The organism is Tardiphaga sp. OK245 (genome assembly GCF_900108575.1).
GTDB lineage: Bacteria > Pseudomonadota > Alphaproteobacteria > Rhizobiales > Xanthobacteraceae > Tardiphaga > Tardiphaga robiniae.
The window spans coordinates 1,019,897-1,033,077 of record NZ_FNWZ01000003.1; the positions used below are offsets into that span (position 1 = coordinate 1,019,897).

Annotated in this window: 12 protein-coding genes and 1 tRNA gene; 4 read left to right on the plus strand and 9 right to left on the minus strand. The window is 61.0% G+C overall.

The window, feature by feature from the left end; translation table 11 throughout:
* Nucleotides 1-5 precede the first annotated feature (5 nt).
* The 3 genes from asnB to BLW80_RS17440 are packed head-to-tail and all read left to right on the plus strand — an operon-like array spanning nt 6 to nt 3,909.
* On the plus strand, nt 6-2,036 hold the full coding sequence (gene asnB, locus BLW80_RS17430) for an asparagine synthase (glutamine-hydrolyzing) (protein ID WP_093758892.1): 2,031 nt from the start codon (nt 6-8) through the stop codon (nt 2,034-2,036).
* Nucleotides 2,036-3,604 carry a class I adenylate-forming enzyme family protein gene (locus BLW80_RS17435; protein WP_093758893.1) on the plus strand — a complete coding sequence of 523 codons (1,569 nt, stop codon included), beginning with the start codon at nt 2,036-2,038 and terminating at the stop codon, nt 3,602-3,604. The genes asnB and BLW80_RS17435 overlap by 1 nt, the downstream gene beginning before the upstream one ends.
* Before the next feature lie 38 nt (nt 3,605-3,642).
* Entirely contained in the window at nt 3,643-3,909 is a 267-nt protein-coding gene (locus BLW80_RS17440) for an acyl carrier protein (protein ID WP_089267182.1), read from the plus strand.
* Nucleotides 3,910-3,957: 48 nt separating this feature from the next.
* Here BLW80_RS17440 and BLW80_RS17445 read toward each other — a convergent pair whose 3' ends face one another.
* The gene (locus BLW80_RS17445) at nt 3,958-4,653 is read right to left on the minus strand and encodes a N5-glutamine methyltransferase family protein (protein ID WP_093759137.1); all 696 of its coding nucleotides are present in this window, start codon (nt 4,651-4,653) and stop codon (nt 3,958-3,960) included.
* 393 nt (nt 4,654-5,046) lie between these two features.
* On the opposite strand from BLW80_RS17445, the gene BLW80_RS17450 reads away from it, so the two are divergent.
* Nucleotides 5,047-5,847 (plus strand): YdcF family protein, encoded by an 801-nt coding sequence (locus tag BLW80_RS17450; protein ID WP_093758894.1) that lies wholly within the window; start codon nt 5,047-5,049, stop codon nt 5,845-5,847.
* A 182-nt stretch (nt 5,848-6,029) separates the two neighbouring features.
* Here the strand turns inward: BLW80_RS17450 and BLW80_RS17455 are convergent.
* The 8 genes from BLW80_RS17455 to BLW80_RS17490 form a co-directional block, all read right to left on the minus strand.
* Nucleotides 6,030-6,103 (minus strand) — tRNA-Gln (locus tag BLW80_RS17455).
* Between the two features lie 186 nt (nt 6,104-6,289).
* Nucleotides 6,290-7,711, minus strand: coding sequence for a cytosine permease (locus tag BLW80_RS17460; protein WP_093758895.1), 1,422 nt, complete (start codon nt 7,709-7,711; stop codon nt 6,290-6,292).
* 72 nt (nt 7,712-7,783) lie between these two features.
* Nucleotides 7,784-8,743, minus strand: a complete 960-nt coding sequence (locus tag BLW80_RS17465; RefSeq protein WP_068730601.1) for a catechol 2,3-dioxygenase — start codon at nt 8,741-8,743, stop codon at nt 7,784-7,786.
* Between the two features lie 152 nt (nt 8,744-8,895).
* On the minus strand, nt 8,896-9,744 hold the full coding sequence (locus BLW80_RS17470) for an ABC transporter substrate-binding protein (protein ID WP_093758896.1): 849 nt from the start codon (nt 9,742-9,744) through the stop codon (nt 8,896-8,898).
* Nucleotides 9,745-9,761: 17 nt separating this feature from the next.
* Nucleotides 9,762-10,454 (minus strand): 4-carboxy-4-hydroxy-2-oxoadipate aldolase/oxaloacetate decarboxylase, encoded by a 693-nt coding sequence (locus tag BLW80_RS17475; RefSeq protein ID WP_093758897.1) that lies wholly within the window; start codon nt 10,452-10,454, stop codon nt 9,762-9,764.
* Nucleotides 10,451-11,173 (minus strand): PIG-L deacetylase family protein, encoded by a 723-nt coding sequence (locus BLW80_RS17480; RefSeq protein WP_089267177.1) that lies wholly within the window; start codon nt 11,171-11,173, stop codon nt 10,451-10,453. Before BLW80_RS17480 ends, BLW80_RS17475 begins: the two co-directional genes overlap by 4 nt.
* 28 nt (nt 11,174-11,201) lie before the next feature.
* A complete protein-coding gene (locus BLW80_RS17485) occupies nt 11,202-12,071 on the minus strand; it encodes an amidohydrolase family protein (RefSeq protein ID WP_093758898.1) in 870 nt (289 codons plus the stop codon).
* Nucleotides 12,068-13,072, minus strand: coding sequence for a Bug family tripartite tricarboxylate transporter substrate binding protein (locus BLW80_RS17490; RefSeq protein ID WP_093758899.1), 1,005 nt, complete (start codon nt 13,070-13,072; stop codon nt 12,068-12,070). Before BLW80_RS17490 ends, BLW80_RS17485 begins: the two co-directional genes overlap by 4 nt.
* Nucleotides 13,073-13,181 lie beyond the last annotated feature (109 nt).

Here is a 13,181-nt window from a genome sequence, read left to right on the forward strand (position 1 = left end):
CCTGCATGTGCGGTGTCGCGGGCATAGTGTCAGTAACCGCCGCCGCAGGGCCCCCCTCCCGCGAAGCCTTGATGCGCATGCTCGGCGCGCTCGCCCATCGCGGCCCGGACGAGCGCGGCCTATACCGGGACGAACGCGCAGGATTGGCACATGCCCGCTTGTCCATCATCGACATTTCGAGCGGTCAGCAGCCTCTCGCGGACGCGAGCGGCACGACGTGGATCGTGTTCAACGGCGAGATCTTCAACTACGTTGAGTTGCGTGAGAAGCTGATCGGGCTTGGTTACAGGTTCCGGACCCGCAGCGACACGGAGGTCATTGTCAACGCCTATCGGGCCTGGGGCGAGGACGCCTTCGAGCGGATGACCGGACAGTGGGCGCTCGCGATCTGGGACTCGGTAGCCCGTCGTCTGGTGTTGGCGCGCGATCGCACCGGCATTTGCCCTTTGCATTTCTGCGAGCGCGAAGGTCGACTGTATTTCGCCAGCGAAGTGAAGGCCATCTTCGCGGCGGATGCAGCGATTCCCCGCACCTTCGATCCAGTCGGCATCGATCAGACATTCACTCTCTGGACCGTTGTGCCGCCGCAGAGCGTGTTTCAAGGGATCAAGGAGCTCGTCCCGGGACATTTCCGCATTTATGAAAACGGAAACGTTCGCGAGAAAGCGTTCTGGAATCCGCGATATCCCCAATCGTCCAGTCCACGCGACGGCCAGTTTGCCGGTTCACTCGACGATGCCGTGAAGCAGGTGCGCAGCGCTTTGGAATCCGCGACGTCGCTTCGAATGGTGCGCTCCGACGTAAACGTCGGCAGCTATTTGTCCGGCGGGCTCGACAGTTCGCTTATTGCGGCGATGGGATGCCACTTTGCCGGCGAACGCTTCCAGACTTTCTCACTGCGTTTCGCTGACGCTGAATATGATGAGACCGAGTTCCAGCGACTGGTCGCCCGTGTCACCGGGAGTGAGCACCATGAAGTGGTGGTTTCGCGCAGTGACATCGCCGAGATTTTCCCGCAGGTCATCTACCATACCGAGCGTCCGATCTTGAGAACGGCGCCGGCGCCGTTGTTTCTGCTGTCGCGCCTGGTGCGCGCCTGCGGCGTCAAGGTTGTGCTGTCCGGCGAAGGCGCCGACGAAATGTTTGCCGGCTACGATCTCTTTCGCGAAGGCAAGGTCCGCCGGTTCTGGGGTCGGCAACCCACGTCGACACGCCGCGCGCGGCTGCTTGAGCGTCTCTACCCTTATCTCACACGCTCGCCGGTACGGCAGCAAGCAATGGCCCGGCAGTTTTTCGGGCGCAATCTGTCGGAGCACGCCGCGCCGGGCTTCGCGCATGACACCCGCTGGCGAACGACCAGCGGCATCAAACGACTGTTCTCCAGCGACATGTGCGCGGAGTCGGCAAAGCACGATGCGGTCTCCAATTTGATCGCCAGTCTACCTCCGGAATTCACGCAATGGAGCTCCCTTGCGCAGGATGAATATCTCGAAATCCAGACACTGCTGTCGGGATATCTCCTGTCTTCTCAGGGCGACCGAATGCTCATGGCTCATTCAGTTGAAGGACGCTTTCCTTTCCTTGACGAGGATGTGGTCGCGCTGGCGAATTCGCTGCCGCCCGCCTACAAGCTCCGTGTCCTTGACGAGAAGCACGTTCTGAAGCGCGTCGCAGAGCCGATCGTGCCGTCGGAGATCATCGCCCGCAAGAAGCAGCCATTCCGCGCGCCCGACGCTCTCTGTTTCGTTGGCCGCGATATGCCCGCCTATATCGACGACGCGCTTTCAGAAACGGCTATTCGCGAAGCAAACGTCTTCGATCCCGACGCGGTCGCGCGCCTACGGAGCAAGTGCCGGACACAGGCCGCAACCGGCAACGGCGATCTCTCGAACTCCGACAACATGGCGATGGTCGGCGTGCTATCGACCCAGCTCCTGCACCAACAATTCATCGCGAGCCGTCCTGATGGGCGCCACGCTCTGGAGCTGACCGTCGATATCGATCGCGAGCACCGGGTTGAGGGGGCCCTATCCTGATGCATGGTCCTGTACCGCTCCTGCACGATTACCTCATCCATTCCGCCCGCCATCTCGGTGAAAAGGTGGCGCTGGTGTGCGGCAAGCATCGCGTCAGCTATGGTGAGATCGAGGCACGCTCCAACGCAATCGCGAATTATCTGGTCGCAAGCGGCGTCGAACGTGGCGATCGGGTGATTATCTTCGCCGACAACACTGTCGAGACCGTTGTCAGTTTCTGGGCCGTGCTGAAGGCGAATGCCGTGGTGTGCATCGTCAATCCGCTCACCAAGCGCGACAAGCTTGGCTACCTGCTCAATGATTGCCAGCCGACGGCGCTTATCACAGACAAACATCTCCTCACGATATTCAAGGAGCCCGCGCAGGCATGCCCGTCATTGCGCCGAGTGATCGTTTCCGGGCCCGTCGAAGATGTCGAACTGACGGAGCTGCCCCATGCGGTACGCTGGAGCGAGGCAGGCGCCGCCAGCCACGACATAGCTCCCGCGCGGAGCTGCATCGATATCGATCTCGCGGCCATCGTGTATACCTCCGGATCGTCAGGCGATCCCAAGGGCGTGATGCTGACGCACCGGAACATGCTGACCGCATGCACGTCGATCGCCTCATATCTCGCGCTATGCGAAGACGAGGTCATTTTGAATGTCCTGCCGCTCGCCTTCGATTACGGCCTGTATCAGATGATCATGGCGTTTCGCACGGGCGCGCGGCTGGTCCTCGAACGGTCGTTCGCTTTTCCGGCACAGATTCTCGGGCTCATCGCCGAGGAGCGGGTGACCGGCCTGCCCGGCGTGCCGACGATCTTCTCGACGCTTTCGGGGCTCAAGTCGATCAAGGAGCACGATCTCTCGAGTATCCGCTATGTCACGAACACCGGAGCTGCACTGCCGATGAAGCACATTCGTCTGCTGCAGGATCTATTCCCGGATACCCGCATTTATTCCATGTACGGCCTCACTGAATGCAAGCGCTGCACTTTTCTGCCCCCGGAGGATATCGATCGAAAGCCGCTGAGCGTCGGGATCGCCATCCCGAATACCGAGATGTGGATTGTCGACGAGCGCGACAGACGCGTGGGCCCCGACGTGGTCGGCCAGCTTGTCATTCGCGGCGCGACGGTGATGCGAGGCTATTGGGGCAAGCCAGAGGCCACGGCCAGGAAACTCAAGGCCGGTCCGCTGCCAGGTGAGCAGGTTCTGTACACCGGTGACTACTGCCGGATGGACGCGGAAGGCTACCTCTACTTCGTTGGCCGCAGCGACGAGATCATAAAGTCACGAGGCGAGAAGATCGCCCCCAAGGAAGTGGAGAACGTGCTGATGGATATTCCGGGCGTAAGAGAAGCTGCGGTCATTGGCGTTCCCGACGAGCTCCTCGGGCAGGCGGTTAAAGCGTTTGTCGTTATCGAACAGGGAATAACACTGAGCGAGAAGCAGATTCAGAAAGAGTGCCAGCGACGCCTCGAAAGCTTCATGGTGCCGAAGTGTATTGTGATCGTGCCCAGCCTGCCGCGAACGAATACAGCAAAACTCAACAAGAGAGCACTGCAGGAGTCGATTTCCGAATGATCCGATCGTGACTTTTCTTTACGCATTGGAGTTGAAACATGTTGCTAGTCAGGGAACCACTCGAGACCTATCGAAGGCAAGTTCGCGATTTCTTGCTGTCGAACTTCTACATTGCTGAAGCCAACTCGCTCGAGGTCGACACATCGCTGCTCGATCAAGGCATCATCGACTCGACCGGAGTGCTCGAGGTCATCGGGTTCATCGAGGAGACCTTCGGCATCACGGTCGAAGATAGCGAGCTCTTGCCTGAGAACCTGGATTCCATCGAGGGAATTTCACGCTTCGTCATGAGCAAGAAGAGCTGATGTTTGTCTGCAGCGTCCAGACCGCGTCGCGAACGCCACCGTAGCGGTTCAGGTTGTTGCGCCTTTGCGGTATCCCATAACGACGCGGCCTTCGCCCGTTTCGTTCGTCACCACCCTGATGCTCTCGTAGCTCTTGTTGCGCTCAAGAAGGGTTGTCACCTGCCGCTCCTGACCGGAGCCGACCTCGAACAAGAGGATGCCGCCCGGCCGCAGATATCGGACTGCGTCCTTCGTAACCCTCATATGGATGCTCAGCCCGTAAGGACCGGCTGCGAATGCCTCACGTGGTTCGAGTTCGAGCAAGGGGGCCCGGTCGCCTCTGAGCCGCGTTTCCGAAATATAGGGTGGGTTGCAGACGATCAGGTCGATGGTCCCATCCAGCGACAGACCTGAAAAAGCGTCGAACAGATCGCCCTGAAGCACCGACATGCGTTGCGTGAGTCCGTGATAGGCGACATTGCGACGCGCGACAGTGACACATCCATCGGTTAGGTCGCTCGCCCAGACGCGTGCGTCGGGGATCTTGAGAGCGATGGCGCATGCCAGATTGCCTGCACCGCAGCACATGTCGATCACCCGCGGCTCCGCCACGTTTAACTGACGCAGAGCATCGACAGCGCTCGCGCAAAGCAATTCGGTTTCCGGCCGGGGGACGAGCGCACCGGGCGCGACCAGCAGCTCTATTCCCATAAACAGAGTGCGTCCCTCATCGTAAGCTTTGGCGACGTTGATCACTTCGCTCATTGCGGTCACCCTGCCTGGACGTTGCGCGACAACTGTTGCATGCGGCGTGATCATGCACCGGACAGAACCATGCCCTGTCCATGTGGCAATGGCGGTAGTCACAATGAGGTAGATGGGCCGATAGCGGCAATGCAGTTGTTTTCGGCAGCGCTCCTTACGCATTTTGGCGATGCGGCAACCCACCGGCTGCATGGTCATCCGACGACGCAGACCTCGCTCTGACTTCGGCCAGTTCGAGGCTGAGTGGTATTTGTCTGTTCTGCTTTCGAGTTCTTATGAACGGGGCCGCGGCGATCCGGCACCCTGTCCGGCGAGCTAACGATTCGTGACGATGGCTTCGTTGGCCGTTTGCTGCTATGGCGTTCTTGGTATCAACGAGGCTGAGGCCTTACGTTGTTTTTTATATTGTCCAAGACTCTTGGCAACGCACTTGCGCCGGTCAATTTCCTGGTCGGCCTCGGTGTGCTCGGCGCGGTTCTTTCGGCAACACGGCTTTCTTCGCTTGGCCGCGGGCTTATGATCACAGCCGCCGTGCTGCTTGCGGTCGCCGCGTTTTCACCGGCTGGAAGATTGCTGCTCTATCCGCTTGAATCGCGCTTCCCGCCCTGGGATCCGGGACAGCGTGCGCCTGACGGCATCATCGTGCTCGGCGGCTCGATCGACGCCGATGTTTCGCTTGCGCGTGACACGCCGGTCGTCCGTCGCTCGCCCGACCGCATCATCGCAGCCGCAGCGCTGGCGCGACAGTATCCGAATGCACGCGTGGTGTTCACCGGCGGCAGTCCGAGGCTGGTGTCGGATGCCAGGGAGGCCGATTACGCCGCCGCGCTCTTCGAAAGCCTTGGAGTCGACAGGTCGCGATTGATCATGGAGCGGCAATCGCGCAACACGCATGAGAACGCCGAGTTCACCAAGGCGCTCGTGGCGCCGAATCCGGGCGAGCGCTGGGTTCTGGTGACATCAGCGTTCCATATGCCGCGATCGATTGGCCTGTTTCGCAAAGCCGGATTTCCGGTCGAGGCTTATCCAGTCGACTGGTGGGTCGGCGGTCGGCGCGCCGCACTTTCCTTCACCACCCTCGCCCTTGATGGGCTGTCGCGGACCGACATAGCGGTGCGCGAATGGTTCGGGCTCATTGCCTATCGAGCCGCGGGGTGGATCGACGACTTGCTGCCGGGCCCCGATGAACATTGATTCTCCGGGCCCGGGATATGGCAAGCGGTACATCGGAAGCCAAAGGCCACGTATGGCCACGCCGCCGCAGGTACCGACCGGACGCCATTCGAGCCTCGTGTGGGCCATTGTCGTGGACCACCGGATTTTCTCGAAACGGCTGCGGGTTAGAAGTCTTTGATCTGCGAAGGGAAATTCTAGTGTGGCTGGGGAACTAGGATTCGAACCTAGACAAACAGAGTCAGAGTCTGTTGTGCTACCGTTACACCATTCCCCAAACGATTCAGAGACTTACGGAAAAATCCAGTCTGGAATCGGTCGGAACAGAGATGCTCATCTCGTTCGGGCGCGTTCTAGCCCGTCCGCCGGACAAAGCGCAAGGCCTCTGGACGGAAATGACGGCTCATTGACACCACTGGCAATGGACAGGCCACTCAGGCGCGGCCTGCCCGGTCGCCTCGCCCTATTCGCCCGGCCCACCGACCGGGATGGCCATAGACTCTGGCGCCAGGCGCCTGCTGAGCGCCAGATAGATGCCACCGCCGACCGCGATGCCAGCCAGCCAGCTCAGATCCGCGCCGCCGAGTAGGTTGATCGAGATCGGCCCCTGCAACGCCGGCACCAGGCCATCCTGGAAAAGCCAAGTGGCGATCAGGCCGGCGAAGAACGCGATCATGCCGCTCCAGTTGATATCGCCATAGATGCTGGTCTCCGGCGACTTGTAGAGTTCGGCGATATCGATCTGGCTCTTCCGCCTGACGAAGAAGTCGGCCAACACCACCCCCGCATAGGGGCTCATCCACATCAGCAGGCTGATCAGCCAGTTGTCGAACGCCTTGGCGAAAGACGGCGCGAAGATGAAATACACTGTCACCGCATAGCCCGCGATGCCGACGATCAGCGCCAGTGCCGTGCGCGAGAAGCGGACACCCATGCTGAGCGCCGCCAGTGCCGACGAGTAGACGTTGAGGATGTTGGTGGCGATCGGCCCGTGCAGCACCAGCAGCAGCACGAGAATGCTGGCAACGCCGCCGAACACGGCCGAGACCATCTTCGCTGGATCAGTGTCGAGCGTCACCGACGCGATGGTGGCGCCGAGAATGGCCAGCCACACCGACGGCACGAACATGCCGACATAGCTGTACCAGAACACGGCCTTCGACGAGGTCGAGCGCGGCACGAAGCGCGAATAGTCCGACGCCCAGGTCACCCACGAAATGCCCCAACCGACGCCGACGGCGGTCATCAGCAGCGACAGCATCGCCAGATGCGGCCCCGGCGGCAGCGACGTGGTGTGATTCCAGTTGACGACACCTGGCTGGCTCCAGGCCAGCACGCTCATCAGCACCATGATCACCACCGTGACCGGCACGGTGTATTTCTCGAAGGTGCGGATCGCATAGAAACCATAGGTGCCGATCACCACCTGCGTGACCATCACGACGGTGATCACAACGAGATTGGCGAACCAGCTATCCGCGATGCCGAACTGGCCGAGAATGGCCATCGAGATCTTGACCGGGAAATAGGTGTTCACGCCGATCCAGCCGAGCGTCATCAGGAACATCAACAGGCTCGGCAGATAGGCGCCGCGGCGCCCGAAGGCCGACCGCGCGAGTACCATCTGGTTGACGCCGGTCTTGTGGCCCATGACCGTGAAGGCGGCGAAGATCGCGGAGCCCGCCGCATTGCCGATGACGATGACCGCGATGGTTTCCCACAGACCGAGCTTGAGAATGATACCAAGCGCGCCGAGCGCCCAGTTTACCGGCGCAATATTGGCGCCCGCCCAGATCCACATCTGCTGCGGCCCGGTGGAATCCCGGTCGGCACCGGGGATCGGTTCGATACTGTGGATGTCTGCCCGCAACTCAGAGTTAGTCATGCTCGCCCCCACGTCAGAAACAACCTGAGGTCAACAAAGCAAGACGCGTACCAATCCCGGCAGAGCGGTTTGCTACTTGTGGGGCACCGGCGGCGTGCCGTGGGTGTGGAACGACTCGATGGTCTTGAGGCCCCAGGCCTGACCCTTCTTGCGCTCCTCCTCGGTCCAGACGATGGGCTTCCAGTCCGGCGCCAGGATCAGCCGTGCGCCGGCATTCGCGACTTCGACGCGGTTGCCGCCGGGCTCATAGACATAGAGGAAGAAGGTCTGCTGGATCGCGTGTTTGTGCGGACCGGTCTCGATGAACACGCCGTTTTCCAGAAAGATATCAGCCGCGCGCAGAATGTCTTCGCGGCTGTCCAGCGCGTAGGTGACGTGGTGAAAGCGCCCCTTGGTGCCGGAGTGATCGCGCGAATAGGCGAAGTCATAACTCTTGTTCGACATCGTCATCCACATCGCGGCTTCCGTGCCGTCATTGAGCACGATCTGCTCGGTGAGCCGGAGCCCCATATAGTGCTCGAAAAACTCGCGATTGGCCTTGATGTCCACCGCAAGGCAATTGAGGTGATCGAGCCGCCGCACATTGATGCCGCGCGCCGGATAGCGCTGCGCCTGATTTTTAAGCGCCGGCTTGAGTTCTGGCGGCGCCTCGTACCATTCGGTCTCGTAATAGAGTTCGACGATGTGCCCGTCGGGATCGCGGCAGCGAAATGCCGGCCCATGGCCGAGATCGCCGTCGGTCCAGCCGATATCGTAGCCGGAGCCTTTCAGTGCCGCGACGCGGCGCTCCAGCGCCTGCGGGCTGCGCGCCCGCAGCGCCATGTGTTCCATACCTGACGTGTTCGACGCCGTCAGCTTCAGCGAATAGCGCTCATAGTCATCCCAGCCGCGCAGATAGACTGACTCGCCTTGCCGGCCCGACACGGTCATGCCCATCACGTCGACGAAGAATTTGAGACTCTCGTCCGGCTTCGGCGTCAGCAATTCGAGATGGCCGAGATGCGCGAGATCGAAGATGGGTTCGGGAGTCATTGGTCGTTTCCTCCAGTATTCTAGTCGAGCTTACTCGATCCCCTCATGGTGAGGAGCGCGTCATCGCGCGTCTCCAACCATGAGGAATTGGGCGCTCATCCTTCGAGACGCGGTCGAAGACGACCGCTCCTCAGGATGAGGGCGACGGCGCGCTATCGCAACGCGCGCGTCACGTCGTCGAACAGCTCATCAACGCTGAACCTGCGCGGGATCAGCCCCTGCTGCGCAGAATAGTCTGTAATGAGAGCCAGCGAACGATTCATGGCATCCGCATCGAAAGACAGGCTCTTGCCGGTTGCCGCCGCCCTGCTCGCCTCCAGCATACGGTGGACTTCGCGCACCACATCGGGGCGCATATCGGACAATTGCTTGCTGACGACTACCATGTGGTTGATCGGCACCACGCCATGGCTGGCCAGCCAGGCCTTCTCTGCAGCGGCCACGTCGGGGAATAGTTGCGCCACCCGTGGATCGTCGCTCTTCTCCCCGAGCGCGGCGTCCAGGTCGCCATCGAACAGCATCTGCATGATCGCCTTGCCGGCAGGTGCCTTGGTGGTGCTGTCGACATATTCAGCGACATGCGGCTCCTCGAAGGTGATCCATTCGATCGCATCGAGATTGACGCCGTAGTCATTGGCGAGCATGCCGCGCAGCCACGCGCCCGTTGTTGTCGTGAATGAGCGGATGCCAACGCGTTTACCTTCGAGATCCTTCGGCCCGACGATCCCAGCTGCCGGGTTGGTGACTGCAAAACCAAATTGATGCCGCGCCATCATGACGCTTGGCAGCAGCACCATCGGCTTGTCGTAGCTTTTGGCCATCAGATAGGTGACGATGGCCATTTCGGCGACGTCGAAAGCCCCGTCGCGCACCATGGGCTTGAAGCCCTTGTTGGTCGGCGTGTACACGGCAAAGTCCAGTTCGATCAGATCAGAGTTGATCGCGCCGGATTTCAGCGCAGCCGTATGCGGATGATCGCCGAGCAGAATACGAAGCCGCATGCCAGCCTCCTCCCCGCTCACGCCTGATCGGGATCGTCGACGTAAATCAGGCCCGCTTTGGCAAGCGGCTCCCGCATATTGTACATGTCGAGGCCGAGGATGCCGGAGGCAAGCTTCTGCCGCTTGGCGTCTTCTTCGGCAAAACGCTTCTCGCCCTTCACCGCAACCTCCGCAGCATCCTTTCGCGGAATCACCACAACGCCGTCTTCGTCGGCGACGATGACATCACCCGGCGTCACCTGCGCGCCGGCGCAGACCACCGGCACGTTCACGGCGCCGAGCGTCGCCTTGACCGTCCCCTTCGCCGAAATCGCACGTGACCAAACCGGAAAGCCCATCTCGCGCAGCGTCTTGATATCGCGGCAGCCGGCATCGATGACAAGACCGACGCCGCCGCGCGCTTTCAGCGAGGTCGCGAGCAGATCACCGAACATGCCGTCGGTATTGTCCGTCGTGCAGGCCACCACCAGCATGTCGCCGGGTTTGCACTGCTCGATGGCCACATGCAGCATCCAGTTGTCGCCGGGCTGCGCCAGCACCGTCACCGCGGTGCCTGCCGCTTCCGCGCCGGACCACACCGGGCGCATATAGGTCTTCATCAGGCCAAAGCGGCCATAGGCCTCGTGCACCGTGGAGACGCCGAGCGTACCGAGCCGCTGCACCACATCGGCATCGGCGCGCTGAATATTCCTGACGACGACGGGTTTCATGCCAGTGTCTCCACGGTCATCGGGAACAGGCGCTGATAGGCTTCGCCATAGGTCATGGCCGCGCCGGTGTTGCGGCCGCCCTGCATGCCGCGCTGCAAGGCCACGCGCTCGTAATAGGCCCAGAGGTGCTTTTGCGCAGCGAGAATTTCGAACGTCTTGCGCTTGATGTCCCAGACCTCGTCGATGTTGAGGATCACCTGGGGCTTGAAATTGCACATCTCGGGCTGATGCGGCTCGAACAGGAACACCGGCGGCGCCGAGTAGCTATATTCCGCTTCAGGCTTGTGCCCCATCGCCTGCGCGATGATGCGGGCCTCCTGTGCGGCAGCGGTCGCTGCGGGATGATCGACATTGTAGGGATCTTCGAGCGAATGCGTCAGCACGAAACTCGGATTGAGCTCGCGATAGATATCGATCAGCCGCTCCTTGTGTGCTTCGGTCAGATGCAACGGATAGTCGCCGGCATCGAAGAATTCGATCTCGGCGCCGAGCGACGCCGCCGCGCGCTCGGCTTCGTCCTTCCGGCCAGCCTTGACCTTGTCGAGCGTCATGCCCGCCTGTTTCCAGGCAAATTGCGACTCGCCGCGCTCGCCATATGCGAGGCAGACGATCTTGACGCGGTAGCCCTTCTTGGCATGCAGCGCGATGGCGCCGCCGGCGCGCCAGACGAAATCGCCGGGATGGGCGGAGACCACGAGGCCGGTCTTGGCTTTGGACATCGGATGTTCCTTCGGATTTTCGCGTCGCTTAGGTGTCGAATTCAAACAGTCGCGCGGGATTGTCGACGAGGATCTTCTGCTGGATCACCGGATCCGGCGCAAATAGCGGGATCAGATCAACGAGATCACCGTCATTGGGCATCGCCTTGACGTTGGGATGCGGCCAATCGGTGCCCCAGATCACGCGATCGGGCGCGGTCTCGCAGATTGTCTTCGCGAACGGCACGGCATCGGTGAAAGGCGGACCCATGGAGGTCACGCGCTCGCAGCCAGAGACCTTCACCCAGCATTTCTCGTCGCGCTTCATCAGGTCGATCAAGGTGCGGAACGGCCGCTGTTCCAGGCCATCGGCAGCCTTGACGCGGCCCATATGATCGATGGTGTAGATCACCGGCAGCTTCGCCAGCAGGTCGGCATAATCAGGCAGATCGACCGCATCGAAATGCAGGTCGACGTGCCAGTTCATGGGCGCGATCATGTCGATGATGCGGTGAAACACTTTCATGTCCGGCGTGCCGCCGAGATGTCGCACGAAGTTGAAGCGGCAGCCGCGGAAGCCACCTTCATGCAGTTCGCGCAGGCCCTTCTCCGTGATCGTGCCATCGATATTGGCCACCGCGCGGTAACGCCCGCCGCTCACCGCGATGGCGTCGAGCGCCACGCGGTTATCTGTCCCATGCACGCTGGCATTGACGATGACGGCGCGGCCGATGCCGAGCTTCTTGTGCAGCGCCTGAAAATCTTCCAGCGGCGCATCCGGCGGAATGTAGGAACCGACATAGGGATACTTGTCGCCGGGCCCGAAAATATGCGTATGCGCATCGCAAGCCAGCGGCGGCAGCTTGAACTTCGGCACCTTGGTATGCGGATCGGGACCGGGAACAGTTGGCTTCGTCATTGTTTCGGAATTCCTGCCTTGTCGATCACGGCGGTCCACTTCGCGATGTCGTCGACCAACCGGGCCTTCAGTTCGTCGGGCGAACTGGCTTTTGCCTCGATGCCAAGATCGAGCAGCTTCTGCTTCACATCGGGCATCGCCAATACTTCGCGCAGGCCCGCATTCAACCGCGCAATCGCTTCGGGCGGTGTACCTGACGGTGCGAATAGCGCATTCCATGACACGACGTCATAGCCCTTCACACCGCCCTCGATCATCGTCGGCACGTCTTTCAGGATCACCGAACGGGATTCGCCCGTGGTCCCGACGGGACGCATCTTGCCATCCTGCAGCGCGGATTTCATCCCGACATAGTTGTCGATCATCACATCAATGTCTTCGCGCAACAGCCCGACAATGACTTCCGGCGTTCCGCGATAGGGCACGATCTGGAAGTTGATGCCGGCCGTGGATTTGAGCAATTCGGCCGACAGGTTCTGGGTGCTGCCGACACTGATGGTGCCGACGTTCAATTTGCCCGGATTGTCGCGCGCGAACTTGATGACGTCGGCCAGCGTCTTGTGTTGCGAATTCGTATTGGTGCCGACGATGAAATCGAAGAAGCCGATGCTGGAGATCGGCGCAAAGTTCTTCACGGGATCGAATGGCAGGCTCTTGAACAGCGGTACGCTGACGGCGGTGCCGTTGCTGAGCAACGCCAGCGTATAGCCATCTGGTTGCGACGATAGCACTGCGCGCGCCGCAACGACGCCGCCCGCGCCCGGCATGTTCTCGATCACGAGACGCTGGCCGAGATTATCGCCAAGTTTTTCGGCCACGATGCGGATGGTGATGTCAGCGACACCGCCGGCCGCGAACGGCACGATCACGCGAATGGGCTTCGTCGGATAGCCGGACTGGGCTTGCGCCACAGGTACCGCGCTCGTGAGGAATATCGCACCGAGCGCCAAATGCGCGGCGCTCAGTAGATGCTTGAGCCTGATCGGGAAGCGGAGCGTCATGATGGATTGAAGACGCCTGATGCGTCCACCCTTGCCGTTTTTATGTCGGTACCCGTGGCCGTCACGTCATCGCGACAGGGCTATGGACCGTTCTGCTCCCGCAGTAACC